At 64.2% G+C, this 25,080-nt stretch carries 19 protein-coding genes; 14 read left to right on the forward strand and 5 right to left on the reverse strand.

Annotated elements, in window-relative coordinates:
* Window position 1: 1 nt before the first annotated feature.
* A complete protein-coding gene (locus tag EDF71_RS17410; protein WP_133857826.1) occupies window positions 2–1,051 on the forward strand; it encodes an adenosine deaminase in 1,050 nt (349 codons plus the stop codon).
* A 53-nt stretch (window positions 1,052–1,104) separates the two neighbouring features.
* Here the strand turns inward: EDF71_RS17410 and EDF71_RS17415 are convergent, their stop codons facing one another.
* Complete coding sequence (locus EDF71_RS17415; protein WP_133857827.1) at window positions 1,105–1,569, reverse strand: HIT family protein; 465 nt, start codon at window positions 1,567–1,569, stop codon at window positions 1,105–1,107.
* A gap of 450 nt (window positions 1,570–2,019) precedes the next feature.
* Here EDF71_RS17415 and guaD point away from each other — a divergent pair, with 450 nt between their 5' ends.
* From guaD to EDF71_RS17435, 4 genes are all read left to right on the forward strand, one after another.
* Window positions 2,020–3,321, forward strand: a complete 1,302-nt coding sequence (guaD, locus tag EDF71_RS17420) for a guanine deaminase (RefSeq protein ID WP_133857828.1) — start codon at window positions 2,020–2,022, stop codon at window positions 3,319–3,321.
* A 102-nt stretch (window positions 3,322–3,423) separates the two neighbouring features.
* Window positions 3,424–3,990: a dCTP deaminase gene (gene dcd / locus EDF71_RS17425; protein ID WP_021027736.1), complete on the forward strand. Its 567-nt coding sequence runs from the start codon at window positions 3,424–3,426 to the stop codon at window positions 3,988–3,990.
* Between the two features lie 223 nt (window positions 3,991–4,213).
* Window positions 4,214–5,095 carry a neutral zinc metallopeptidase gene (locus EDF71_RS17430; RefSeq protein WP_133857829.1) on the forward strand — a complete coding sequence of 294 codons (882 nt, stop codon included), beginning with the start codon at window positions 4,214–4,216 and terminating at the stop codon, window positions 5,093–5,095.
* A gap of 185 nt (window positions 5,096–5,280) precedes the next feature.
* Window positions 5,281–6,732, forward strand: a complete 1,452-nt coding sequence (locus EDF71_RS17435) for a DEAD/DEAH box helicase (protein WP_133857830.1) — start codon at window positions 5,281–5,283, stop codon at window positions 6,730–6,732.
* A gap of 59 nt (window positions 6,733–6,791) precedes the next feature.
* Here the strand turns inward: EDF71_RS17435 and EDF71_RS17440 are convergent, their stop codons facing one another.
* Window positions 6,792–7,634 carry a symmetrical bis(5'-nucleosyl)-tetraphosphatase gene (locus EDF71_RS17440; protein WP_133857831.1) on the reverse strand — a complete coding sequence of 281 codons (843 nt, stop codon included), beginning with the start codon at window positions 7,632–7,634 and terminating at the stop codon, window positions 6,792–6,794.
* Window positions 7,635–7,687: 53 nt separating this feature from the next.
* Between EDF71_RS17440 and EDF71_RS17445 the strand changes: the two genes are divergently transcribed.
* The 5 genes from EDF71_RS17445 to EDF71_RS17465 all read left to right on the forward strand — a co-directional run bounded on the left by EDF71_RS17445 (window position 7,688) and on the right by EDF71_RS17465 (window position 17,091).
* Window positions 7,688–8,968 carry a hemolysin family protein gene (locus tag EDF71_RS17445; RefSeq protein WP_347876678.1) on the forward strand — a complete coding sequence of 427 codons (1,281 nt, stop codon included), beginning with the start codon at window positions 7,688–7,690 and terminating at the stop codon, window positions 8,966–8,968.
* Between the two features lie 120 nt (window positions 8,969–9,088).
* On the forward strand, window positions 9,089–9,376 hold the full coding sequence (locus tag EDF71_RS17450; protein ID WP_021027731.1) for an H-NS histone family protein: 288 nt from the start codon (window positions 9,089–9,091) through the stop codon (window positions 9,374–9,376).
* Between the two features lie 475 nt (window positions 9,377–9,851).
* The gene (locus tag EDF71_RS17455; RefSeq protein ID WP_133857832.1) at window positions 9,852–12,776 is read left to right on the forward strand and encodes an aconitate hydratase; all 2,925 of its coding nucleotides are present in this window, start codon (window positions 9,852–9,854) and stop codon (window positions 12,774–12,776) included.
* Between the two features lie 158 nt (window positions 12,777–12,934).
* Window positions 12,935–15,793: a bifunctional diguanylate cyclase/phosphodiesterase gene (locus EDF71_RS17460; RefSeq protein WP_166656572.1), complete on the forward strand. Its 2,859-nt coding sequence runs from the start codon at window positions 12,935–12,937 to the stop codon at window positions 15,791–15,793.
* Window positions 15,794–15,882: 89 nt separating this feature from the next.
* A complete protein-coding gene (locus tag EDF71_RS17465; protein WP_133857834.1) occupies window positions 15,883–17,091 on the forward strand; it encodes an FAD-dependent monooxygenase in 1,209 nt (402 codons plus the stop codon).
* Between the two features lie 9 nt (window positions 17,092–17,100).
* On the opposite strand, the gene EDF71_RS17470 is transcribed toward EDF71_RS17465, so the two are convergent.
* Entirely contained in the window at window positions 17,101–18,372 is a 1,272-nt protein-coding gene (locus EDF71_RS17470; protein WP_133857835.1) for an MFS transporter, read from the reverse strand.
* Between the two features lie 176 nt (window positions 18,373–18,548).
* Entirely contained in the window at window positions 18,549–19,409 is an 861-nt protein-coding gene (kynA, locus tag EDF71_RS17475; protein WP_133857836.1) for a tryptophan 2,3-dioxygenase, read from the reverse strand.
* Between the two features lie 107 nt (window positions 19,410–19,516).
* On the opposite strand from kynA, the gene ada reads away from it, so the two are divergent.
* The 3 genes from ada to EDF71_RS17490 all read left to right on the forward strand — a co-directional run bounded on the left by ada (window position 19,517) and on the right by EDF71_RS17490 (window position 22,522).
* Window positions 19,517–20,686, forward strand: a complete 1,170-nt coding sequence (gene ada / locus EDF71_RS17480; protein WP_133857837.1) for a bifunctional DNA-binding transcriptional regulator/O6-methylguanine-DNA methyltransferase Ada — start codon at window positions 19,517–19,519, stop codon at window positions 20,684–20,686.
* The gene (locus EDF71_RS17485) at window positions 20,679–21,494 is read left to right on the forward strand and encodes a 2OG-Fe(II) oxygenase (RefSeq protein ID WP_133857838.1); all 816 of its coding nucleotides are present in this window, start codon (window positions 20,679–20,681) and stop codon (window positions 21,492–21,494) included. The genes ada and EDF71_RS17485 overlap by 8 nt, the downstream gene beginning before the upstream one ends.
* Window positions 21,495–21,601: 107 nt before the next feature.
* Window positions 21,602–22,522 (forward strand): DNA-3-methyladenine glycosylase 2, encoded by a 921-nt coding sequence (locus tag EDF71_RS17490; RefSeq protein ID WP_133857839.1) that lies wholly within the window; start codon window positions 21,602–21,604, stop codon window positions 22,520–22,522.
* Here the strand turns inward: EDF71_RS17490 and EDF71_RS17495 are convergent.
* Window positions 22,516–24,054: an MFS transporter gene (locus EDF71_RS17495; RefSeq protein WP_208301077.1), complete on the reverse strand. Its 1,539-nt coding sequence runs from the start codon at window positions 24,052–24,054 to the stop codon at window positions 22,516–22,518. The two genes, EDF71_RS17490 and EDF71_RS17495, sit on opposite strands and share 7 nt — an antisense overlap.
* Before the next feature lie 106 nt (window positions 24,055–24,160).
* Between EDF71_RS17495 and EDF71_RS17500 the strand changes: the two genes are divergently transcribed.
* Entirely contained in the window at window positions 24,161–25,069 is a 909-nt protein-coding gene (locus EDF71_RS17500; RefSeq protein WP_133857840.1) for a LysR substrate-binding domain-containing protein, read from the forward strand.
* The last annotated feature ends 11 nt before the right edge of the window (window positions 25,070–25,080 follow it).

The following is a 25,080-nucleotide window of genomic DNA, read 5'->3' on the forward strand; positions in this document are numbered from 1 at the left end:
GATGTACACCGTCCCACAAATCGATGCCGCCCGCCTGCCGGACCTGCTGCGTGCCATGCCCAAGGCCGAGCTGCATATGCACATCGAAGGCTCGCTGGAGCCCGAGCTGATTTTTGCGCTGGCCCAGCGCAACGGCGTGGCCTTGCCCTATGCCGATGTCGAGAGCCTGCGCGCCGCTTATGCCTTTACCAACCTGCAGAGCTTTCTCGATATCTACTACGCGGGCGCCAGTGTCTTGCTGACCGAGCAGGACTTCTACGACATGGCCATGGCCTACCTGGAACGCGCCGTGGCCGACAATGTCCTGCACACCGAGATCTTCTTCGATCCGCAGACGCACACCGCCCGTGGCGTGGCCATGGCCGATGTGATCCAGGGCCTGCACAAGGCCTGTGTGGATGCGGAAAAGCGCTGGGGCATCAGCTCGCAGCTGATCCTGAATTTTCTGCGCCACCTGAGCGAAGAAGAAGCGCTGCAGACCCTGGAAGAGGCCCTGCCATACCGCGCCTACTTCAGCGGCGTGGGCCTGGACAGCAGCGAGGTCGGCAACCCGCCGGAGAAGTTTGCCCGCGTGTTCAGCCGCTGCAAGGACCTGGGCCTGCGCCGCGTGGCCCATGCCGGTGAGGAGGGGCCACCCGCCTATATCTGGGGTGCGCTGGACCTGCTGCATGCCGAGCGGGTGGACCATGGGGTGCAAGCCGTGCATGATGACGCACTGATGCAGCGCCTGCGTGATGAGCGCATTCCGCTCACCGTCTGCCCGCTGTCGAACCAAAAGCTGCAGGTCTTCCCCGACCTGGCCGACCACAATATGCCGCAGCTGCTGGCGGCCGGCCTGGTGGCCACCGTCAACTCGGACGATCCGGCCTACTTTGGTGGCTATATCAACGAGAACTTTGTGCAGCTGTTTGCCGCCACCGGCATGAACTCCGAGCAGGCCTACCAGCTGGCGGCCAACAGCTTTGAGGCGAGCTTTGTGCCAGCCAGCCGCAAGCAGGCCTGGCTGGGCCAGCTGCAGATGGCCTTTGCCGAGGCCGCCCGCCAAGGCTAAATGCAGCAAGGGCGCCGTAAGGCGCCCTTGTTCTTTGGTGGGTGTATAGAAACTTAAGCTGCCACTGGCACCGATTCGGACAGCATCGCATTGCGCAGCTGCAGCGCATAGCCTTCCAGCACGGCGCCACCGGGTTCCTTGCGCGGCCAGCTGAAGCTCACGCCATCATCGGCGTGGCGCGGCACCACATGCAGGTGGAAGTGCGCGACGGTCTGACCGCCTTCCACGCCATTGGCCTGGAGCAAGGTCAGGCCTGCGGGCTCGAAAGCGATCTTGGCAGCCAGCGCCACCTTGCGCGCGGTCTGCATCACCGCTGCCGATTCTTCGTCGGTGATCTCGAAAATATTGGCCGCATGGCGCTTGGTCGCCACCAACACATGGCCGGGGTTGACCTGGCCCAGGTCCATAAAGGCAATCGTCAAGGCGTCTTCATACACCTTGGCTGAGGGAATTTCTCCTTGCACGATTCGGCAGAAAATGCAGACACCGGCAGGGGACGGATCAACAAAATGCGGCATGGGCCAAGCCTCCTCCTTGGGCTTTGGTAGCAGCAGCTGCCTATACAGCGCGGCCACCAGTTGGTGAAAGGATTCTCTGCAAAACTCCCTGCCGTGGTCTGAACGCGGTCTCGGGCGATCCGCTGCGTTGTCTTCCTTGTCAATAGCTACGGCTATTGACTGCAAAAGACGCCTTGCGGCTCATCCCGATCCGCGTCCATACCGCTTGGCGAGGGTTATCCAGAAAATCCTTAACCAACAAGTAAAACAAACACTATAGACCGCAGATATGACCTGCGTATGCATCTAGGCCTGGGGTTTTCCCTGGTTAACGATGTGCGTCCTGTCAGCGTACTGCCCGTGTTGCACGCCGCCCGCGCCTGGCAGGTCCGGCAGGCCCTGCAGCGGCGCATAGAAACTATTGCTGCGCTTATATAACGGCAGCCTTTGGCAGCCGCTAAGCTTGGCGCCATGCATATTTACCGATCCGCCCTGTTGCGCTTTGCCGATGACGGCCAGGCGCTGTATGAAGAAGATGGCCTGCTGGCCGTGGCACCCGGCGCCGATGGGCGCGAGCGCGTGCTGGCCGCAGGCAGCTGGCAGGCGCTGTCTGCCCAGCTGCTGGCCCAGGCGGGGGCCGATGCCGTGGTCGAGCACCTGCCAGGCCGCATCATTGCGCCGGGCTTTGTGGACATGCACATCCACTACCCGCAGACCGATGTGATCGGCTCGCCCGCCAGCGGCCTCTTGCCCTGGCTCAATGACTACACCTTTCCCCATGAATCGCGCTTTGTCGATGCCCCCTACGCGGGCGAAGTCGCGCATTTCTTTGTCGATGAGCTGCTGCGCAATGGCGTGACCACGTCGCTGACCTTTGCGACCTCGCACCCGGCATCGGCCGATGCGCTGTTTGCCGAGGCGCAAAAGCGCCAGATGCGGCTGATCACCGGCAAGGTGCTGCAGGACCGCCATTCGCCTGACGGCGTGCGCGATGAGACCGAACAAAGCCTGATCGACACCGAGGCGCTGATCCGCCGCTGGCATGGGGTGGACCGCCTCGGCTATGCGATCACGCCGCGCTTTGCGCCCACCAGCACCGATGCCCAACTGCGCGGTGCCGGCGAGCTGGCGGCGCGCTACAGCGATGTCTGGATCCAGTCGCATGTGGCGGAAAACCTGGACGAGATTGCCTGGGTGCGCGAGCTCTTCCCCGACAGCCGCAGCTACCTGCAGGTCTATGCGGACCGGGGCCTGATGCGCGAGCGCGCCGTCTACGCGCATTGCATCTATCTCGATGCGCGTGACCGCGCGCTGATGCACGAGACCGGCACCGCTGCGGCCATCAGCCCCACCAGCAACCTGTTTCTGGCCAGTGGCTTTTTTGACTATGCCCAGGCCGATGCGGCGCAGATGCTGTACGGCCTGGCCAGCGATGTGGGTGGTGGCACCAGCTTCAGCCCCTTCCGCACCATGCTGGCGGCCTATTTTGTGGGCCGCGAGGGGCGCGACAAGCAGGGTCTGTCGCTGGCGCCCAGCCATCTGTGGTGGCAGCACACGGCCGGTGCCGCGCGGGCGCTGGGCCTGGCGGGCGTGGTGGGCAACCTGCAACCGGGCTGCGAGGCCGACTTTGTCGTGGTCAACCCACAGGCCACACCGCTGATCGCCCGCAAGACGGCGCAGGCCCGCAATCTGGAGGAGCTGCTGTTCAGCCTGATTGTGCTGGGCGATGACCGTCTGATCGAGCGCAGCCAGATCGCGCAGAAGGTCGGCTGATCCTGGTGCAGCGGTAGTGGAGCGAGGCCCCGGGGCGGCTGCAGATGCCGCCCGCTGGGGCCATGCCTTTCGCTACAATGCCGCCTAGGAGTTTTTTCAGACATGAGCATTCAAAGCGACAAGTGGATTCGCCGCATGGCGGAACAGCACGGCATGATCGAGCCCTTCGAGCCCGGTCAGGTGCGCCAGGTGGATGGCAAGAAAATCATCAGCTACGGCACCTCCAGCTATGGCTACGACATCCGCTGCGCCCGCGAATTCAAGGTGTTCACCAACATCCACAGCACCGTGGTCGACCCCAAGAACTTCGACGAGAAGAGCTTTGTCGATTTCGAAGGCGATTACTGCATCATTCCCCCCAACAGCTTTGCGCTGGCCCGCACCGTTGAGTACTTCCGCATTCCGCGCGATGTGCTGACCGTCTGCCTGGGCAAGAGCACCTATGCGCGCTGCGGCATCATCGTCAATGTGACGCCGTTCGAGCCCGAGTGGGAAGGTTATGTGACCCTGGAGTTCTCCAACACCACGCCGCTGCCGGCCAAGATCTATGCCGGCGAGGGCTGCGCGCAGGTGCTGTTCCTGCGCGGCGATGAGCCTTGCGAGGTGAGCTACAAGGACCGCAATGGCAAGTACCAGGGCCAGCACGGCGTCACCTTGCCAAAGGCCTGAAAACGCCCCGCCCAGTACCGCAGCCACTCCCGTCTTGGAGTGGCTTTTTTACTGGCAGGTGGCAGTGTGGCCCGGGGCTTTGCAAATTTTCTTCAATGGGGGCGCTGCAGGCGGTTTTTCTGCGCGCTCGGGAGCCGGTCTTACGGACCGGCCCACCCCAAATGCGCTACTGTAGGCGGATCAATAACAGAGGCAGTGCCAGGGCACTGCAAGGAGAGCGACCATGAAATGGGAAGGCAACCGCGAATCGAGCAATGTGGAAGACCGCCGCGGCGATGGCGGCGGTGGGGGTGGCGGAGGCTTTGGCCTGGGCGGGCGCAGCATCGGCATTGGCACCGTGGTGCTGGCGCTGATTGGCTGGGGCGTGTTCGGTATCAACCCGCTCACCACCATTGGCGTGCTCTCGGGTGGCGGCTCGCCCGCGCCCACGCAGCAAGGCCCGGCCAAGGCGCCGCCGGCCAATGACCAGGGTGCCAAGTTCGTCTCCACCGTGCTGGCATCGACCGAAGATGTCTGGACCGATATCTTTACCAAGGGCGGTGCCCAGTACCGCGCTCCGCGCCTGGTGTTGTTTACCGGCGTCACGCGCACCGCCTGCGGCACCGGCCAATCGGCGATGGGCCCGTTCTACTGCCCCGGTGACCAGAAGGTCTACCTGGACATGGATTTCTTCAACACCATGAGCCGCCAACTGGGCGCGCCCGGTGAGTTTGCACGTGCCTATGTGGTGGCGCATGAGGTGGGCCACCATGTGCAGAACCTGCTGGGTATCTCGGGCAAGGTCGATGCGATGCGCGGCCGCATCAGCGAACGCGAGCAAAACGCACTGTCGGTGCGCCTGGAGCTGCAGGCCGACTGCTATGCCGGCATCTGGGCCAACCATTCGCAGCAGGCCAAGAGCTGGCTGGAGCAGGGCGATATCGAATCGGCGGTGAATGCCGCCCAGCAGATCGGTGACGACAAGCTGCAGCGCGAAGCCACCGGCACCGTGCGCCCCGACAGCTTTACCCACGGCTCCAGCGCCCAGCGCGTGCGCTGGTTCACCCAGGGTTACAAGACAGGCAGCGTCCAGTCTTGCGACACCTTCCAGGCCGGTAGCCTGTGATGCACCGGGCCCAAGCCGCAAAAACCGGGCTGGGCCCGTCGGCTGCAACACCCCGGGCTGCAGTCTCTGGCAGCAGCATCTACGCTGGTCTGCCAGGATTTGCACTGGCGCGGGGCGAATCCGTAAGGCAAGACAGGGTTAAGCCAAGCGCCGATTTGTCTGCAGTGCGACAATAGGGGGCTTACATGACAAATTCTTTCTCCAACCTTCATCTGGCCGAGCCCCTGGCCAAAGCCATCTCCGAGATGGGCTACGCATCCATGACTCCCATTCAGGCACAGGCGATCCCTGTGGTGCTGACTGGCAAGGACGTCATGGGCGCGGCACAAACTGGCACGGGCAAGACAGCTGCTTTCTCACTGCCGCTGCTGCAGCGGATGATGGTGCACGAAAACAGCTCGGCATCGCCTGCCCGCCACCCGGTGCGTGCGCTGGTGCTGCTGCCAACGCGTGAGCTGGCCGACCAGGTCGCCCAGCAGATTGCCCAGTTCGCCAAACACACCAAGCTGCGCAGCACTGTGGTGTTCGGCGGCATGGACATGAAGCCCCAGACCCTGGAGCTGAAAAAGGGCGTGGAAATCTTGGTGGCAACGCCCGGCCGCCTGTTGGACCACATCGAGGCCAAGAACGCGGTGCTCAACCAGGTGGAGTACGTGGTGCTGGACGAGGCCGACCGCATGCTCGACATCGGTTTTCTGCCCGATCTGCAGCGCATCCTGTCCTTCCTGCCCAAAAAGCGCACGACCTTGCTGTTCTCGGCCACGTTCTCGCCCGAGATCAAGCGCCTGGCCGGCAGCTACTTGCAAGACCCGATCACGATCGAGGTTGCACGCCCCAACGAAACCGCATCCACCGTCGAGCAGCGTTTCTACGCCGCCTCGGACGACGACAAGCGCCGTGTGCTGACCAAGGTGCTGCGGGATCGCCAGATCCGCCAGGCCTTTGTGTTCGTCAACAGCAAGCTGGGCTGCTCGCGCCTGGCCCGCACCCTGGAGCGTGAAGGCCTGCGTGCCGCAGCGCTGCATGGCGACAAGAGCCAGGACGAACGCCTCAAGGCGCTCGAAGCCTTCAAGCAAGGCGAAGTGGATCTGCTGGTCTGTACCGATGTGGCCGCGCGCGGTCTGGACATCAAGGATGTGCCCGCTGTCTTCAACTTCGATGTGCCCTTCAATGCCGAAGACTATGTGCACCGCATTGGCCGCACCGGCCGTGCTGGCGCATCGGGTCTGGCCGTCACCCTGGTCTCGCATGCCGATGCCCGCCATGTGTCGGACATCGAAAAGCTGATTAAGAAAAAGATCGACGTCGAAAACTTTGGCCTCGACGAGCAGCCCCAGCGCGAGCGTTTCAACGATGGCAACCGCGAGCGCCGTGAGCGTGAAGCCGGCCGTGAGCGCGACAACTCGCGCAGCCGCGACCGCCGCGCACCCCGCGAAGACGAAGGCCAGGACCGCCGCGAGCGCTACCGCCCGGCACCCGTCTCGCGCGATCCCTTCTTTGACAAGCCCTACGAGCCCAAGGCGGCCGAGCCTGCTGCCTGGGATGCAAATGCCAAGCCAGCACCGGCACGCGGCCCCGGCATCAAGCCACGCCGCAAGGTGGCAGCGCTGTTCAAGCCTTCGCCTGCTTCTGAATAATCGCTGTAACGACGATGGACCAAGGCCTCAGCTAACCGCTGAGGCCTTTTTTGTTGCGCTCAGCCCGGCTGCTGGGCCTGCTCGCAATCCACATGGATCAGCTCGCGCTCAGCCAGGCTGTTGCCAAAGCGTACCGCGCTCAGGCAGCCGCCCCAGACGCAGCCGGTATCCAGCGCCAGCAGGTGGGGGCGTTGCAGATCGCCCAAGGTGGACCAGTGGCCAAAGGCGATGGTGGTGTTGGCAGTGGCGCGGCCGGGCAGGTCGAACCAGGCGGTCAGGCCTTCAGGGGCTTCGGCCAGGCTTTCGGTGCTCTCAAAATCCAGGCTGCCATCGGCATGGCAAAAGCGCATGCGGGTCAGCACATTGGTGATCATGCGCAGGCGCTCCATGCCACTCAGTTGCGGATCCCATTGCGCGGGCGTATTGCCATACATGGCTTGCAAGAAGCTGGTCAACGCGTCGCTGCGCAGCACGGCCTCTACCTCGGCGGCATAGCGCAGCGTGTCGGCGGCGTCCCAGCTGCGGTGCACACCGGCATGCACCATCAGCAATTGCTCGCCACCCAAGGTGTGCGTGCGGGCCAGCGGCTGCTGGCGTACCCATTCCAGCAACTGCGCGGCATCCGGCGCCTGCAGCACTTCCAGCAGGGTATCGCGCCGGGAGAACTTGCGCCGGCCATGCGCTGCGGCCAGCAGATGCAGGTCATGGTTGCCCAGCAAGGCCAGGATGCTGCCGTCCGAAGCCATGCAGCGGCGCAGGGTCTGGGCGGATTCCGGTCCCCGGTTGACCAGGTCGCCCAGCAGATAAACGGTATCGCGGCTGGGCGAGAAATCGATTTTGGTCAGCAGACGGCCCAAAGCGCTATCGCAGCCTTGGATATCGCCGATACAGTAAAGTGACATGCTTGTAGAACTACCTGTGAACTATTTTGTTAGACGTACTCTTGATCGCGCTTTTGACCTTGTTGAACGGGGTCTTCGCCATGTCCGAGCTGGCGCTCGCCAGCAGCCGCAAGTCCCGTTTGCTGGCCATGGCCGAAAGTGGCGACAAGGGCGCCAAGGCGGCGCTGGATCTGCTCAGCAATCCTACCCAATTTCTGTCCTCGATTCAGGTTGGCATCACCTCGATCGGCATGCTCAACGGCATTTTTGGTGAAGCAGCGTTCAGCGACGGGCTGGCGCAATGGCTGATCACCTGGGGCATGCCGACCTCGTTTGCCTCGGTGGTGGCCACCACCACGGTGATTATTGTCATTACCTTCATGACCATTGTGTTTGGCGAGCTGGTGCCCAAACGCATTGGCCAGATGTACCCCGAAGCGTCCTCGCGCATCATTGCGCTGCCGCTGACCTGGGTGTCCCGAATTGCCAAGCCCTTTGTGTGGCTGCTGGCCATTTCTGCACAAGGCGTGCTGCGCCTGCTGCGCATCAAGGATGAATCGGACCGCGCGGTGACCGAAGAGGAAATCGTCGCCAGCCTGGATGAAGGGCGAGACGCCGGCGTGATTGAGCACCACGAACACCAAATGGTGCAAAACGTATTCCATCTGGACGACCGCCCGCTGATTTCGATGATGGTGCCACGTGGCGATGTGGAATGGCTGGATGCCAATCTGACGGTGGCGCAGGCCTTGCATGAGGTGCGCGCCTCCAGCGGCAAGGGCGCGCATTCCTGGTACCCGGTTTGCCGCGAATCCCTGGACAACGTGGTGGGCCTGGTCAGCGTGGCGCAGCTGCTCGACGTGGTCGATACCCACAACACCTCGATTGCCAAGGTGGCCGTGGCGGCCAGCTATGTGCCTGAAACGCTGAGCGGTTTTGAACTGCTGGAGCAATTCCGTGCCCGTGCGGGCCGCATGATTTTCGTCGTTGATGAATACGGGGTGGTGCAGGGCATCATCACGCCGCGCGATGTGCTGGAAGCGATTACCGGTGAGCTCAAACCGGGTGCCGCCAGCGAAGCCTGGGCGGTACAGAATGAGGACGGTTCCTGGTACCTCGATGGCCTGATGCCGGTGTCTGAATTGAAGGCGCGTTTGGAAATCAAGGAGTTACCCGATGAGGACAAAGGCCGCTATAACACCCTGGCGGGCATGCTGATGGCGGAATCGGGCCATCTGCCGCCTTTAGGCGAAAAGATTTACTGCGCAGGCTGGGTATTTGAGGTGTTGGCGCTGGAAGGCAAGCGCGTCGACAAGGTAATGGCCCGGGTCGATGCGATGGGACTTGATTACTAAAAGTTACAGCTGGATGGGCCTCGTTTACCATTCCTTTAAATAGAAAAATGTGTGGGCTTACTCGGTTATTGCATTTTTAGGTATACTGCCCACGTTAACCGAATTGAATGGATATTAAACATGCCTACTTTGAAGGAAATCGATGCCCAACTGGCAGCCCTGCAACAACAGCGTGAAGAAGTTCGTCGCAACGAACTGAAGACCGCCGTCGATCAGGTGCGCAAGCTCGTGGCGGATTATGGCCTGACCGAACAGGACGTATTCCCTCCTGCCCGCGGCCGCTCGGCTTCCGCAGGCTCCAAGGTTGCTCCCAAGTACCGCGATCCCGCAACGGGCGCTACCTGGACCGGCCGTGGCAAGGCGCCAAAGTGGATTGAAGGCCAGGACCGTGAAAAGTTCGCGATTTAAGTCTGAAATCCTTCAAAGAAAAACCTGCTTCGGCAGGTTTTTTTTCGTTGCGGGGTCGACGGTTTGGGCAGCTTTATAAAAATTAGCACATATCTTCTTAATTTCTCCTATTTTTGTAGGACTGGATTGTCGCTAACTATCCCTTAAGCCATCTGTCATATCTGATCGATGCTAAATGTATGCAATTATTCATAGCGCCTTGCTATAATTGTCTTTGTTAATCTATAGGCTTATTCATTTTTTTTACGATTTTGTAGATTCTGTGGAGGCCTGGCAGCCGATTGGCAGCTTGTGGAGTGGTTCGCATTTCCATACCGATGTGCGGCCATGCCGGTGGTTAATGCGAAGGCGCAAACCAAGGTTGCTGATTGCATAGACGATTGCAGGGCTTAGGCTTTGGATGACATATGCAAGACCTGCCCCGGGAGTAGACTGTTTGCGGCGTTCGGTCTAATACCGCAAAACAGGAGTCACGATGAAATCAGGTGTGCAAGAGACAGCGCAACATGCGTTCGCCTCGACCTTCAAATCCCTCTCGATCGCTTCGTCCAAGAAGTCGGAAAAAGGCAGCAAGGGCAAGTTCTACTCGCTGCCCGAGCTGAGCAAGCAATTCCCCAATATCCAGCGCCTGCCGATGTCCCTGCGCATCGTGCTCGAGTCGGTCTTGCGCAATTGCGATGGCCAGCGTGTGCTGCCCGAGCATGTGGAGCAACTGGCCAACTGGAAGCCGCAGGCCGAGCGCACCGAAGAGATTCCCTTTGTCGTCGCACGCGTAGTGCTGCAGGATTTCACCGGCGTGCCGCTGCTCGCCGATCTGGCGGCCATGCGCAGCACGGCCGAGCGCATGGGCAAGAACGCCAGCGCCATCGAGCCGCTGGTGCCCGTCGATCTGGTGGTGGACCATTCGATCATGGTCGACTACTACGGCAGCAAGAACGCGCTGGACCTGAACATGAAGCTGGAGTTCGAGCGCAACAACGAGCGCTACCAGTTCATGAAGTGGGGCATGCAGGCCTTTGACACCTTTGGTGTCGTGCCTCCGGGCTTTGGCATCGTGCACCAGGTCAATCTGGAATACCTGGCGCGCGGCGTGCACCAGGACAAGCAACATGTCTACTACCCGGATTCGCTGGTGGGCACCGACAGCCACACGACCATGATCAATGGTGTGGGCGTGGTGGCCTGGGGTGTGGGCGGTATCGAGGCCGAGGCCGCGATGCTGGGCCAGCCGGTCTACTTCCTCACCCCCGATGTGGTGGGTTTTGAGCTCTCGGGCAGCCTGCGCGAAGGCGTGACCGCCACCGACCTGGTGCTGACCGTCACCGAAATGCTGCGCCGCGAAAAGGTGGTGGGCAAGTTTGTCGAGTTCTTTGGCGAAGGCACGCGCAGCCTGTCGGTGCCCGACCGCGCCACCATCGGCAATATGGCGCCCGAGTACGGTGCCACGATGGGCTTCTTCCCGGTCGATGACAAGACCATGGACTACTTCAAGGGCACCGGCCGCAGCAAGGCCGAGATTGCCGCGTTTGAGGCTTACTTCAAGGCCCAAGGCCTGTACGGCGTGCCCAAGGCCGGTGATATTGATTACTCCCAGGTCGTGCGCCTGGACCTGGCCACGGTGGCGCCGAGCCTGGCCGGCCCCAAGCGGCCACAGGACCGCATCGAGATCGGCCAGGTCGCTGCCAAGTTTGACAACTTGTTCAGCGCACCGGTTGCGCAAAACGGCTTCAACCTGCCGGCGGACCAGCTGGCTCGCCCGGTCAAGGTGCATATCAATGGCGCTGGCGAGACGGCCGAGCCGCAGACTAAGCCTCTGCCAGCCGGCTCGCCGCGCAATGCGGTCGAGATGGTCGCCAACAAGCCGGCCGTGGTGGACGAAGAAGCCGCGTTGGAAGCCGCCGATGCCCATGCCGAGCGCATCGAAGGCCGCGATGTGGACCTGCACAACGGCGATGTGCTGATTGCCGCCATCACCAGCTGCACGAACACCTCCAACCCCAGCGTGATGCTGGCGGCGGGCCTGCTGGCCAAGAAGGCCGTCAAGGCCGGGCTGCGGGTGCAGTCGCATATCAAGACATCGCTGGCGCCCGGCTCGCGCCTGGTGACCTTGTACCTGACCGAATCGGGGCTGCTGCCCTATCTGGAGCAACTGGGCTTCAGCATTGCCGGTTATGGCTGCACCACCTGCATCGGCAATGCCGGTGATCTATTGCCCGAATTCAACAGCGCCATCCAGCACCATGACCTGGTCTGCGCGGCCGTGCTCTCGGGCAACCGCAACTTCGAGGCACGCATCCATCCCAATATCCGCGCCAACTTCCTGGCCAGCCCACCGCTGGTAGTGGCCTATGCGATTGCCGGCAATGTGCGCAAGGACCTGATGACCGAGCCGGTCGGCCAAGGCAAGAACGGCCGTGACGTCTACCTGGGCGATATCTGGCCGACCACCGACGAGGTGCAGAAGCTGATGAAATTTGCGATGAATGGCAAGGCGTTCCGTGCCAATTACGAAAAGGTCAGCAGCGAACCCGGCAAGCTTTGGGAAAAGATCAAGGGCGTGACCGGTGCCACCTACACCTGGCCGGACAGCACCTATATCGCCGAGCCGCCTTTCTTCAAGGACTTCTCGCTGGCGGCGCCCGAGCCCGGTGCCGAGCAGCGCGACAATGCGGTGCGTAAGGCCCGAGTGATGGCTTTATTTGGCGATTCGATCACCACGGACCATATCTCGCCCGCCGGCTCGATCAAGGACAGCTCGCCCGCCGGCCAGTGGCTGCTGGCCAACGGCGTCAAGAAGAGCGACTTCAACAGCTATGGCTCGCGTCGGGGCAACCACGAGGTGATGATGCGCGGCACCTTCGCCAATGTGCGTATCAAGAACCAGATGCTGGCGGCCAAGCCGGATGGATCCCGTGAGGAGGGTGGCCTGACGCTGTACCAGAATCCGGGCGAGGAACAGGGCAGCAAGCTCTTCATTTACGATGCCGCCATGCGCTATATGGCAGCAGGCACGCCGACGGTGGTGTTTGCCGGTGAGGAATACGGCACCGGCTCCAGCCGCGATTGGGCGGCCAAGGGCACCCAGTTGCTGGGTATCAAGGCGGTGGTGGCGCGCAGTTTTGAGCGTATCCACCGCGCCAACCTGGTGGGCATGGGCGTGCTGCCACTGCAGTTCAAGCAGGGCGAGAGCTGGGAGACGCTGAACCTGCGCGGCGATGAGCTGATCGACATCGTTCCCGACCCCTCGCTGGCGCCGCGCAGCAAGGCCAAACTGGTCATCCAACGCGTGGATGGCAGCGTTACCGAAGCCGAGCTTGTGTTGCGTATTGACACGCCTATCGAGGTCGAATACTACAAGGACGGCGGTATACTCCCCTTCGTTTTGCGCCAGTTGCTGTAAGAGCTGACCTACGCGCGACTAACACGGGCCTTGTTTACAACGAGGCCCGTTTGCATTTGTTGACCGTTACTGGTCAAATAGATGGACGTTAGTTTACTTTTAATTACATTTAGCCAACGATGGCCCATCCTTACACCCCCTTGTCGCTTGGCAGGCGCATGCACGAGATCCACACGCGGATCATGTGGTGCTTGCTGGCTGGCGGGGTGCTGTTGGCGGGCTTGGTGTCCACCGATGCGCAGGGCGTAGGCTTTGCCCGGGCGCTGCAGACCTGGGTGCAGGTGCTGCTGCTGCTCGCCGCCCTGGCCACCTTGGGCTGGGGTGGGCGCCTGCTGCTGCAGGGCACCGCCGGCAGCGCCTTCATGGGCCGCCCGCTGTGGGTGTGCAGCGCCGTCGCGCTGGGCGGTTTTTCAGTGGTGCTGGCACTGCCGCTGCGCATGTCTGAACATGGCAGCCGGCCCGCCTTGTGGATGGAGTTGGCGGTCAACCTGTTGCTATCAATAAGCCTATTGATAGTCTCCATAGATTTATTGTCGTCTGCGCGGCGCAACAGCCCGGGTACCGTGGCCCGGGCCAGCCAGTGGCTGTACCTGCAAAGCAATCGCGCGGTGCTGACCGCAACAGCGCTCCTGGTGGCGGTCACGGCCGTGGTCGCGCAGGGCCTGGTCGATCTGGACGGCGTACGCCGCTATCTGTTGCCGCTGGGCATGCTGGCTTGCTGCGCCTGGGCTGCGCTGCAGAGCCGCCATTTTGCCGGCCAGTCCGGCCGCTGGACGGTGTTGAGAATCGCAGCCGCCTTGGCCGTGGGCGCCGCAGCTATCTTGTTCGGCGCGGGCAGCCACTGGGCCATGCTGCTGGAGCAGGCCGCCTGGTGCTATGCGCTGTCGGTGCTGGCGCTGGTGTTGATCATGGCCTCGCTGCGCCACAGCCTAGTCGGCTGGGCATCGGCCCATCCTTCGCGCCTGCAAGGCGAGGAATGGCTGGAGCAGGCCCCCATCGGTGTGGTGCGGGTCGATGGCACGGGCACCATCGTGCATGCCAACCGCACCCAACTGGACTGGCTGGGCGTGCCCAGCCTGGTGGACCAGCCTTGGACCGAGGCGCTGGCACCCAGCCTGCGCGGCCAGGCCCCGGATTGGCTGGCACGGCTGCGCGCCGGGCAATCGCTGGCCTTTGAACAAAGCATTGATACACCCCAGGGCCTGCGCCATTTCCAGACCGATATCCTCGTCGCCCCGCAAGGCCGTGATGCGCATGCCTTTATGCTGCTGTCGCACGATGTGTCCATGCAAAAGCTGATGGTCGGCCGTGTGCAGGAGCAACAATCGCAGCTGGTGTCGCTGGTCAGTGCGATTCCGGATCTGGTCGTGCTCAAGGGGGCCGATGGGCGCTTCTTGCACTGCAACCAGGCTTTTGAGCGCCTGGTGGGCCTGGCGCATGCGCAGATCATCGGCCGCACCACCTCGGACCTGGGCCTGCAAGGGCGCATGCCCTCTGATTGGGAAACCGACCTGCGCGCCCGCAACAGCAACACGCCGGTGGTCTATGAGGAGACCCTGCAGTTTGCCGACAACGGCTACCAGGGCCGTTTTGAGATCACCAAATCGGCCATCCGCGCCGCCAATGGCGAGGTCACCGGCCTGCTGTGCATCTGCCGTGACCTGGCCGAACGCAGCCGCGCCCGCAAGGAAATCGAGCGCCTGGAGTTCTTCGATGTGCTCACCGGCCTGCCCAACCGCCGCATGCTGATGGACCGTCTCGAATGGTCCATCATCGCCTGCAAGCAGCGTGGCACCTATGCGGCGCTGCTGTTCATCGATCTGGACAATTTCAAGGACCTCAACGATTCGCTGGGCCACCAAAAGGGTGACCGGCTGCTCTGCGAAGTAGGCAAGCGCCTGATTGCCAGCGTGCGCAGCGGCGATGTGGTGGCGCGCTTTGGCGGCGACGAATTTGTGGTGCTGGTCGAGAACCTGGGCGCGGAGCGCAACCAGGCCGAGGCCCATGTGCGCTCGGTGGTCGAGCATGTCATCACCCGCTTCAAGCAGCCGTTTGCGCTCGATGGCCAGTCCCACCACAGCACGCCCAGCATCGGCGTGACCGTGTTTGGCGACCATGAATCGCTGACGGTGCAGGAGCTGCTCAAGCGCGCCGACCTGGCCATGTACGAAGCCAAATCTGCCGGCCGCAACACGCAGCGCTTCTTTGATCCGCAGATGCAGGCCATCGTCAATGCGCGCGCCAACCTGGAAAGCGACCTGCGCCAGGCCATCCACGACGGCGAGCTGCAGGTGTACTACCAGCCGGTGATGAACGGCAGCGGCAGCCTGGTGGGTGCCGAGGCGCTGGTGCGCTGGCGCCACCCGGCGCGTGGCCTGGTCATGCCGATCGAGTTCATCGACCTGGCCGAGCAGACCGGGCTGATTGTGGATCTGGGCAATTTTGTAATGCGCACCGCCTGCGAGCAGCTGGCGCTGTGGGCAGCCAGCCCCTCCACCCAGGCGCTGACCATGTCGGTCAATGTCAGCCCCCGGCAGTTTCACAACCAGGGCTTTGTTGACGAGGTGCTGGGCATTGTGGCGCAGACGGGTGCCAACCCCGCACGGCTGAAGCTGGAGCTGACCGAGAACCTGCTGCTGGGCGACGTCAACGAGACCGTGAACCGCATGCGCCAGCTCAAGGAGCGTGGTGTGGGCTTCTCGCTCGATGACTTTGGCGTGGGCTATTCCTCGCTGGCCTACCTCAAGCGCCTGCCGCTGGACCAGCTGAAGATCGACCGCAGCTTTGTCAGCGATGTGCTGAGCGATGTCAGCGACGCGGTGATCGTGCGCACCATCCTGGCGCTGGCGCAGAGCCTGGAGCTCGAAGTGGTGGCCGAAGGCGTGGAGAACTCCGAGCAGGTGGACTTCCTCGTCAGCAACGGCTGCAAGCGCTTCCAGGGCTTCCACTTTGGCCGCCCGGTGCCGATTGGCGAGTTCGAGCGCCTGCACGGCTTCCCCAGCTTGCGCCCGGCTTGAGCCAAGCCATTCCCCGTTGCTGCAGCCAGCCACGAGGGCTGTTGCGCTAGCGCACAAGGCACGCCCTGCAATCTGGGCACAATGGCGGCATGCAAGAACAGATTTTGATTGCCGGCGGCGGCATCGGCGGCCTGGCTGCTGCGCTGGCCGCCATTCGCGCGGGTACCGAGGTGCGCCTGTCTGAGCGCGCTGCGCAGTTCAGCGAAGTGGGCGCCGGTGTGCAACTGGGCCCCAATGTCGTGCGGCGCCTGCAGGCCTGGGGTTTGCAAAGGCCGTTGCAGGCGGTCGCAGCCTTTCCGCAGGCGTTGGTGTCGCGCAATGCGATCAGCGGGCAAGAGCTGGCCCGGCTGGACCTGGGCGCGCAAGCGGTGGCCCGCTATGGTGCTGCCTACGCCACCATCCACCGCGCCGATCTGCACCAGCTGCTGCTCGATGCCATACGGCCCAGCGCTGACTTGCACCTGAATTTGGACAATCCCGTGGACTACCACGAGGACAACGGCCGGGTCGTCACCATCACCACCAAGCAGGGCAAGCAGATTGAAGGCGATGCGCTGGTGGGTGCCGACGGCCTCTGGAGCCGCACGCGGCTGCGCCTGCTGCATGATGCGCCACCGCGCGTGACCGGCCACCTGGCCTACCGTGCGCTGGTGCGCCAGAGCGATCTGCCGGTGGCTTGGCGCACTGATGTGGTCACCGCCTGGATGGGGCCGCGCTTTCATGCGGTGCAGTACCCCGTGCGGGGTGGCGATATGCAGAACCTGGTCATCATTGTGGAAGGCCAGGCGCCCGATGACCTGGAGCACTGGGACCATGCCGGCAATGGTGCGGACCTACAGCGTTGCCTGGCCGGCGCGCACCGCCAATTGCTGGGCCTGGTGGACGCGGTGAATGCCACAGGCGCGTCCTGGCGGCTCTGGCCACTGGCGGACCGCGCACCGATGGCTGGCCCCCAGGAGATGGCGCAGGGCCTAGTCGCGCTGCTGGGCGATGCCGCCCACCCGATGCGGCCCTACCTTGCACAAGGTGCTGGCATGGCGATTGAAGATGCCGCCGAGCTGCAGCGCGCCCTGACCATGCATGACCTGGAGATGCCACTGCGCCTGCGGCGCTATGCCCTCAACCGCTGGCAGCGCAATGCCCGGGTGCAGGCGCGTGCGATCCGCAATGGCGAGATATTCCATGCCCGGGGCCTGGTGGCCTTGGGGCGGGATACAGCGCTGCGAGCGCTGGGCGCCAAGCTGATGGATGTGCCCTGGTTGTACCGGGGCGATGGGTCTTCGGCCTCGGTGCTGTAGCCGCTCCGGTCAGCTGCGCGCCGGGGTCTGCGGCGCCAGCAAGGGCGACTGCGGCAGAAACCGGAAGGCCAGGCAGCCCAGCATCAGCATGCCGGCCACAAACAGCATCACATACTGGTAGATCTCGCCACCATGGTGCTGTGCATAGGAGGCGACGATGCCCGAGAGCCACTGCATCAGCGCGACGCCGAGGAACATGGCCATCGTGTAGACCGACAGCGCGCGGCCGGTGGTTTCCTTGGGATAGGAGGAGCGCACATCGGCATACTGCAGCACCGAATAACCCGAGGCCAGGCCCATGAACATGATCAGCGCCACCGTAGCGGCCGCATGGTGCACAAAGGCCAGCGCGCAGAAGATGCAGGCCATCACCGTCGCCCCGGCGATGATGCGGCGCCGGCGGCGCGCCGGGCCCGGGTCCAGCCGGCCAAAGATTGAGGGTGTGAACAGCGAGATCATCGAGACAATCAAGGCCACGTTGCCAGTCGCCACCAGCGAGAAACCGTAGCGGTCGATCAGCATGGGGCTGAGCCAGAGGCCGCGCACCGTCAGAAACGAGGCATAGCCGACCATGCCCATGATGGCGATGGCCCAGGTGTGAGGCACCAACAGCAGCCCGCCAAAGCCTTTGACGGCGGTGAGCCAGCTGGGCTTGGGCAGGTCATCGCTGGGCAGGTGCGGCTCATGCACGCGCAGAAATATCGCAATCCAGGACAGCGCACACAGCACCGCCAGCAGGCCAAAGCCCCAGCGCCAGCCATGGTGCTGCACCAGCCAGGCCAGTGGCGTGCCGGTAAACAGCAGGCCCAAACCCCCCACGCCCATGCCAACGCCGGACATGAAGGCAAAGCGGTCGCTCGGAAAATGCCGGGCAATGAACATGGTGCAGGCCAAGAAGGCCGGCGAGCAGCCAATGCCGATCAGCAGCTGGCCCAGCATCAGCCCGTGGTAGCTGGGCGCCAGTGCCGATATCAGCGAGCCGGCAATGGCCAGTGGGAAAGCGGTGAGCACGGTCTTGCGCAGGCCATACAGGTCCATGCCCACGCCCATGAAGAGCTGGGTCACCCCGAACGACAGGCCAAACAGCCCGGCAAAGGCGCCCAGCGATTCGGCCGAGAGCCCGAAATCGGTGCGCAGCCCATCGGCAATGATGGAGGTGACGGTGCGGAAGGCCTGGCTCAGCGAGAAGGCCGACAGCAAGGTCAGCAGCATGGCCCAGAGCAGGGTGGACGAGGGCGCCGCAGGGCGCCCGGTGGGGGAGGGTGTAAGTGGGACCGGCATGGCTGAGAGTGCGGGCAACAAGCCAGGGCCAGAGGGGGCCGGTCCTTTTGTATGCGCCATCGGCCAGCAGGGGGCGGGCGCGGCTTGTTATATGCGCCTGCCACTATAGAGGACTCTGGCCGGCTCTGCACGGCACAGTGTCACTTGGGGCAACCCCTGGGCGGGGTTGCTGTGGGTCAGAGGTTGGTGCGCAAGGTCCAGATCTCGGGGAAGAGCACCACGTCGAGCATTTTCTTGAGGTAGCTCACGCCGCCGGTGCCACCGGTGCCGCGCTTGAAGCCGATCACGCGCTCAACCGTGGTCACATGGCGGAAGCGCCAGAGGCGGAAGGCATCCTCGATATCGGTCAGCTTCTCGCCCAGCTGGTACAGGTCCCAGTATTTGTGCGGATCGCTGTACACGGTGATCCAGGCCTGCTTGACGCCTTCGCTCTCCACATAGGGCTGGGTCCAGTCGCGCTGCAGCGCCTCGGCCGGCACGGCAATGCCTTCGCGGGCCAGCAGCTGCAAGGCGATGTCGTAGAGCGATGGCGATTCATAAGCCGCCTGCACCTGGGCCAGCAGGTCTGCGCGGTGCGCATGGGGCTTGAGCATGGCGGCATTCTTGTTGCCCAGCGAGAACTCGATGCAGCGGTACTGTGCGCTCTGAAAGCCGCTGGATTTGGCCAGGTAGGGACGCATGGCCGTGTACTCGGGCGGCGTCATCGTCGACAGCACGGTCCAGGCACTGACCAGCTGCTCCATGATGCGCGAAACGCGCGCGAGCATCTTGAAGGCTTCGGGCTTGGTGTTGGCCTCGGGGTTGGCAATGGCCTGCATGGCGGCGCGCAGCTCATGCAGCATCAGCTTCATCCACAGCTCGCTGGTCTGGTGCTGCACGATGAACAGCATCTCGTCGTGCGCGGGCGACAGCGGGTGCTGGGCATTCAGGATCTCGTCCAGGTGCAGGTAGTCGCCATAGCTCATGTCTTTGCTGAAGTCGAGCTGGGCGCGCTCTTCATGCACAATGGATTCGGGCTTGCTGTTGGTGTCTCGCATGGTGTGTGGGGCAGTGGAAGCGGCTTCAATTGCAGCGCAAGAATGGCACTGCGCAACGGGGCCGCAAGGCCTAAAGTGGCTGCATCGATTGTACTGAGGTGATCCGTATGAAACAGTCTGCCCCATCCACACCACGTTCCACATCGGCTGCCAGCACGTCCAACGCCGCTGCGCTGGCCGCCAACCGCGCACAGCAAACCCTGGCCGATCCGCGCTGGGCCGATGTGCAAGGCCGCCACGCTGCGGCCGACGGCCGCTTTGTCTATGCGGTGCGCAGCACCGGCATTTTTTGCCGGCCGTCCTGCAGCTCGCGCCTGGCCAAGCCCGAGAACGTCAGCTTTTTCGACACCGCCGCGCAGGCCCAGGCCGCCGGCTACCGCGCCTGCAAGCGCTGCCAGCCCGAGGCCACAGCCAAACCCGGCCATGCGGCCTTGATGGCCCAGCTCTGCGACTGGATTGCCAGCGCCGAAGAAGAGCCCAGCCTGGCCGAGCTGGCCGAGCGGGCCGGCATGAGCCCCTTCCATCTGCAGCGCGTCTTCAAGGCCGCCGTCGGCGTATCGCCCAAGGCCTATGCCAAGGCCCAGCGCCGCCAGCGCCTGCAAACCGCGTTGGGCGATGCACAAGAGGCGCCCCGCGTCATCGATGCGATCTTTGATGCCGGCTTTGCCAGCACCGCCCAGTTGTACCGCGACAGCCAGGCCGTGCTGGGCATGACACCGCGCCAGTACCGCACGGGCGGCGCGGCGCAGCAGATCCGCTTTGGCGTGGCCGAATGCAGCCTGGGCCCCATCCTGGTGGCCGCCACTGCGCAGGGCATTTGCGCCATCTTGCTGGGCGACGATGCCGATGCGCTGGTGCAGGACCTGCAGCAGCGTTTTCCCAAAGCCCAGCTGGCCGGTGGCGATGCCGACTTTGAGCGCTGGATGGCCCAGGTCATCGGCTTTGTCGATGAACCCACGCGCGGCCTGGCACTGCCACTGGATGTGCGCGGCACCGCCTTTCAGCAGCAGGTCTGGCAGGCGCTGCGGCTGATTCCCGTTGGCAGCACCGTCAGCTACAGCGAGCTGGCACGCAAGCTGGGCATGCCCCAGGCGAGCCGCGCCGTCGCAGGCGCCTGCGCGGCCAATGCGATTGCTGTCGCCATTCCCTGCCACCGGGTGGTGCGCAATGACGGCGGCATCTCCGGCTACCGCTGGGGCGTGGACCGCAAGCGCGCGCTGCTGCAGCATGAGGCCGAGCTGGCGCCGCAGGCTCCGCGCGTGGCCCGCCATGGGTAAGCGCCTGGCCAGCGCTGCACAGGTTGCATTGCCGCTGGATGTGGAGACCAGTGCGACGCCAGCAGGCTTAGCCGCTGCCGACGCGGATGGCGCGGGTGTCGCGGGTGAGGCCGCCTTGCAGCGCTATGACTGGACTGCGGTCGGCAGCCAGCTGTACCGCCAAGGCTGGGGCTTGCTACCCCGTTTGCTGGATGCGGCGCAGTGCCAGCAGATGGCCGCGATGTACGACGAGGCTGCGCATTTTCGCAGCCGCATCCAGATGCAACGCCATGCCTTTGGCCGGGGCGAATACCAGTACTTTGCCTACCCGCTGCCAGCGCTGCTGCAGGCCTTGCGCACGTCGCTCTATGCCCGGCTGCAACCCGTGGCGGAGCAATGGCGCCAGCAGCTCACATCGGCTGCCCCGCCTTGGCCCGCGCAGCATGCGGCCTTGCTGGCCCAGTGCCATGCAGCGGGCCAGTTGCGGCCCACCCCGCTGCTGCTGCGCTATGGCGCAGACGATTACAACTGCCTGCACCAGGACTTGTATGGTGCGTTGGTGTTTCCGCTGCAGGTGATCGTGCTGCTGTCGCAGCCGGGCGAGGATTTTGACGGCGGCGAGCTGGTGCTGACCGAGCAGCGCCCCCGCATGCAGTCGCGCGTGCAGGTGCTGCCGCTCCAGCGTGGCGATGCGGCCATCATTGCGGTGCGCGAGCGGCCGGTGCAGGGCACGCGCGGCAGCTACCGGGTGCAGCACCGGCATGGGGTGTCCACGGTGCTGCGCGGCCAGCGCCATACGCTGGGCATTGTGTTCCACGACGCGGAATAGCGCGAAATCGCGCGTCGGGTGCCTGGAGACAGCCCCGATTTCATCGCCCAGCCCCCATCCTCTATAGTGGGGATCCACGGCAGCCGCCGCCATCTACCGACCACGCCATGCCCCTGGTTCTGCGCACCCAAGTCGCCCTGCCTGCCAACTACCGTCCGCAAGACATGCTGGCCCTGCATGCCCGCGATGCCCTGCAGGCCTCAGAGAAGGTCGAAGGCCTGCGCGTCAGCAAGGGCTTGACCTGGCAGGGCCAGCCGGCACTGCTGCAGCTGGAGCTGGCGGAGGGCGCCGCGCTGGCGGTTGCCAGCTTGGCGGTTGATGGGCCGGCCGACCCTGGCGAAGACCAGGCCGCGCTGGATGCGATGGTGGCGCGCATGCTTGGCCTGGGCGATGGGGTCGACCAGCTGGCGCTGCAGCATGGCAAGCACCCGGTGCTGGGCCCCTTGTTGCTGAGCCAGATGGGGCTGCGCGTGCCTGCCTGCAGCAGCCCGTTCGAAGCTCTGGTGTGGGCCATCACCGGCCAGCAGATCAGCGTAGCGGCGGCCATTGCGCTGCGCCGGCGCCTGATAGCGGCAACAGCCGTGCAGCACAGCAGCGGCATGCTCTGCCACCCCGATGCCAGCGCGCTGGCGGCGCTGACGCCTGAACAACTGCGGGCCGCTGGCTTCTCGGTCAGCAAGATCGCCACCCTGGAGCGCGTTTGCGCTGCCGTGCTGGATGGCAGCCTGCCGCTCGATGCCTGGGCCACCCAGCCCTTGCAGGCGCAAGACGCCCAGGCGATTGAAGATGCGCTGCTGGCCATCAAGGGCATTGGCCCCTGGACGGTGCACTACGCGCTGCTGCGCGGCTTTGGCTGGCTGGATGGCAGCCTGCATGGCGATGTGGCGGTGCGCAATGCGCTGGCCCGGCTGCTGGATGTGCCCAGCGTCTCGCAGCGCGAGGCCGAGCAGTGGCTGGGCGCGTTTGCGCCCTGGCGGGCGCTGGTGGCCGCCCATCTCTGGGCCAGCCTGTCGGCCAAAAGCTACTGAGCGGTCGCTTCGGCGCCCTGCAGCGCATCGCCGCTGGCCGGGCGCAGCAGGCCCAGCACCACCAGGGCCGAAACCGTGGCGATGGCCGCCAGCACATGCAGCAGCTGTGCAAAGGCCTGGCCATAGGCCTTTTGCAAACCCAACGCCGCTGCCGCATCGGGCTGGGCGGGCAGCAAGGCCAGCGCCTGGCGCAGCTCGCCCATTGCCAGTTGCTGGGCGGCAGTCTGCAGGCTGGCCACATCCAGTGCTGCCGGCAGGTGCGGCGTGATAAAGCCGGCCAGCATGGCGGTCACCATCGCCAGCGCAATGCCTTCGCCCGCCACCCGCACGGTGCTGAAAATGCCGGTGGCCATGCCGGCGCGCTCCTTGGGCACCAGGCTCACGGACAGCCCATCCATCAGGCCCCAGGGCAGTCCCGCGCCGCTGCCGATCAGCAAGAGTGGCAGCACACGCGCCATGCCATCGGCATCCACAGGCACCTGCGCCAGCCACACCAGGCCCCCGGCGGCCAGCAGCAAGCCAGCGGCTGAGATATGGCCGGCGTGGAACCAGCGCGTCAACCAGGCTGCGGCCAGCGGCACGACCAGCATCGGTGCGGACAGCGCCAGCATCCACCCGCCCGCTGCCACCTCGCTGTAGCCGCCAATGCCGATCAGCTGCAGCGGCAGCAGTACCAGTAACACCACATAGCAGTAGCAGGTCGCAATGGGCAGCACCTGCACGCCGATAAAGCGCGGGTAGCGGAACAGGCTCAGGTCCAGCATGGGCCGTGCCACCCGCCGCTCCACCGCAATGAAGAGCAGCAGCGCAACGGCCGAGGCCAGCAGCAGCGCGATGACCAGCGGGCTGCGCCAGCCCAATGCAGCGGCCTCCACCATGCCCAGGGTCAGCAAGGCCAGCATGCTGGTGAACAGCAGCGCGCCCGGCCAGTCCAGGCCCTGGGCTTGCGGGTCACGGGACTCACGCATGGCCCAGATGCCCACCAGCAAGGCCAGCAGCCCCAGGCCGGTGCAGAGCGCAAAACCGGCCTGCCAACCGGTGTGCTCGATCAGCCAGCCCGTCAGCAGCGGGCCAAAGGCCAGGCCGGTGCCAAAGGTGGTGCCCAGCAGGCTGAAGGCCTGGGCGCGCTGCGCGGCTGCAAACTCCTGCGCCAGCGCGGCCGTGCCGCCGGCCAAGGTGGCCGCAGCGGCCACGCCTTGCAGCGCACGCAGCAGGTCAATCTGCCAGACGCTGCGCGCCAGCATCAGCGCCAGACCCGCCAGGCAAAAGGTAGACAGGCCCAGCAAAAACAGCCGCTTGCGCCCCCACTGGTCAGCCAGCGCGCCAGCGGCCATCAGGCAACTGCCAAAGCCCAGCATGAAGGCATTGGTGATCCAGCCCAGGCTGGTGGCGCTGCCGCCCAGTGCGCGGCCAATCGCCGGCGTGGCCACGGCCCCGCCAGAAAAACTCAGCGGCAGCACCAGCGCTGCCAGACAAACGGATGCCAGAACCATCCAGGGCCCGCGCCAGGCGGCGGGTAAAACGCGATGCATAGCCAACTCCTGCAAAAACACGCTGTGCAGCTTAATGAGGAATGGATTGGCAATAAACAGGCCATTCGTTGTTTAATTAACAACCAAATGTCCGTAATATGCGCGCATGGACAACCTGAACCATATCGCCGCCTTTGTGCAGGCGGCCGAGCGCCGCAGTTTTGTGGCCGCTGCCCGCGCCTTGGGCATCTCGGCCTCGGCCGTCGGCAAGAGCGTGGCCAAGCTGGAGGCACAACTGGGCACGCAGCTGCTGGTGCGCACCACGCGGCGGGTGTCGCTGTCGCACGAGGGCGAGCTGATGTACACGCATTGGCGCCGCATTCTGGATGACCTGCAGGATGCGCAGGCGCTGCTGTCGAGCACGCAGAGCAGCCCCCGGGGCCTGCTGCGCATTGGCCTGCCCACCATCGGTTACCGCTTCTTGCTGCCAGTGATTCCGGCCTTTCGCGCGCGTTATCCGGATATCGAGCTGGACCTGGACTTCAACGACCGGTTGGTCGATGTGGTGGAGGCGCGCCTGGATGCGGTGATCCGCAGCGGGGTGCTGGCCGATTCCAGCCTCAGCGCCCGGCGCCTGGGCCTGTTCCGCTTTGTGCTCTGCGCATCCCCGGCCTATCTGGCGCAGCGCGGCCGGCCCCAGCGGCCCGAAGATCTGGCAGCGCATGACTGCCTGCGTTTTCGCTTTCCCACCTCGGGCAAGCTGCAGCCCTGGCAGATGGGCGGCGATACCGCCGAGGCCGCGCAGGATGCCGCCGCCCACCCGCCGGCGCTGACCTGCAACAACATGGAGGCCTTGCGCGGCGCAGCGATCGGCGGCCTGGGCATTGCCTATATGCCCGACTTTCTGGCCCGCGATGCGCTGGCTGATGGCAGCCTGCAGACGGTGCTGGACGACTGTCTGACCTATTCCGGCCAGTTCAGCATCCTCTGGCCTTCGGGCCGGCTGATGTCGCCGCGCCTGCGTGTGTTTGTGGACTTTGTGGCCGAGCGGTTGTTCCAGCCATCTTCGCAATAAAGGCGCAGCGT

This window comes from Comamonas sp. JUb58 (assembly GCF_004364775.1).
In the GTDB taxonomy this organism is placed as follows: domain Bacteria; phylum Pseudomonadota; class Gammaproteobacteria; order Burkholderiales; family Burkholderiaceae_C; genus Comamonas.

What these genes read in the sequence shown, in the direction of transcription:
- ada (WP_133857837.1), top strand. Translation starts at nt 19,517, where the DNA reads ATGAAACAGTCTGCCCCATCCACACCACGTTCCACATCGGCTGCCAGC.
- dcd (WP_021027736.1), top strand. Translation starts at nt 3,424, where the DNA reads ATGAGCATTCAAAGCGACAAGTGGATTCGCCGCATGGCGGAACAGCAC.
- EDF71_RS17465 (WP_133857834.1), top strand. Translation starts at nt 15,883, where the DNA reads ATGCAAGAACAGATTTTGATTGCCGGCGGCGGCATCGGCGGCCTGGCT.
- EDF71_RS17460 (WP_166656572.1), top strand. Translation starts at nt 12,935, where the DNA reads ATGCACGAGATCCACACGCGGATCATGTGGTGCTTGCTGGCTGGCGGG.
- EDF71_RS17500 (WP_133857840.1), top strand. Translation starts at nt 24,161, where the DNA reads ATGGACAACCTGAACCATATCGCCGCCTTTGTGCAGGCGGCCGAGCGC.
- EDF71_RS17455 (WP_133857832.1), top strand. Translation starts at nt 9,852, where the DNA reads ATGAAATCAGGTGTGCAAGAGACAGCGCAACATGCGTTCGCCTCGACC.
- EDF71_RS17430 (WP_133857829.1), top strand. Translation starts at nt 4,214, where the DNA reads ATGAAATGGGAAGGCAACCGCGAATCGAGCAATGTGGAAGACCGCCGC.
- EDF71_RS17450 (WP_021027731.1), top strand. Translation starts at nt 9,089, where the DNA reads ATGCCTACTTTGAAGGAAATCGATGCCCAACTGGCAGCCCTGCAACAA.
- EDF71_RS17410 (WP_133857826.1), top strand. Translation starts at nt 2, where the DNA reads ATGTACACCGTCCCACAAATCGATGCCGCCCGCCTGCCGGACCTGCTG.
- guaD (WP_133857828.1), top strand. Translation starts at nt 2,020, where the DNA reads ATGCATATTTACCGATCCGCCCTGTTGCGCTTTGCCGATGACGGCCAG.
- EDF71_RS17415 (WP_133857827.1), bottom strand. Translation starts at nt 1,569, where the DNA reads ATGCCGCATTTTGTTGATCCGTCCCCTGCCGGTGTCTGCATTTTCTGC.
- EDF71_RS17440 (WP_133857831.1), bottom strand. Translation starts at nt 7,634, where the DNA reads ATGTCACTTTACTGTATCGGCGATATCCAAGGCTGCGATAGCGCTTTG.
- EDF71_RS17495 (WP_208301077.1), bottom strand. Translation starts at nt 24,054, where the DNA reads ATGCATCGCGTTTTACCCGCCGCCTGGCGCGGGCCCTGGATGGTTCTG.
- EDF71_RS17490 (WP_133857839.1), top strand. Translation starts at nt 21,602, where the DNA reads ATGCCCCTGGTTCTGCGCACCCAAGTCGCCCTGCCTGCCAACTACCGT.
- EDF71_RS17485 (WP_133857838.1), top strand. Translation starts at nt 20,679, where the DNA reads ATGGGTAAGCGCCTGGCCAGCGCTGCACAGGTTGCATTGCCGCTGGAT.
- kynA (WP_133857836.1), bottom strand. Translation starts at nt 19,409, where the DNA reads ATGCGAGACACCAACAGCAAGCCCGAATCCATTGTGCATGAAGAGCGC.
- EDF71_RS17470 (WP_133857835.1), bottom strand. Translation starts at nt 18,372, where the DNA reads ATGCCGGTCCCACTTACACCCTCCCCCACCGGGCGCCCTGCGGCGCCC.
- EDF71_RS17435 (WP_133857830.1), top strand. Translation starts at nt 5,281, where the DNA reads ATGACAAATTCTTTCTCCAACCTTCATCTGGCCGAGCCCCTGGCCAAA.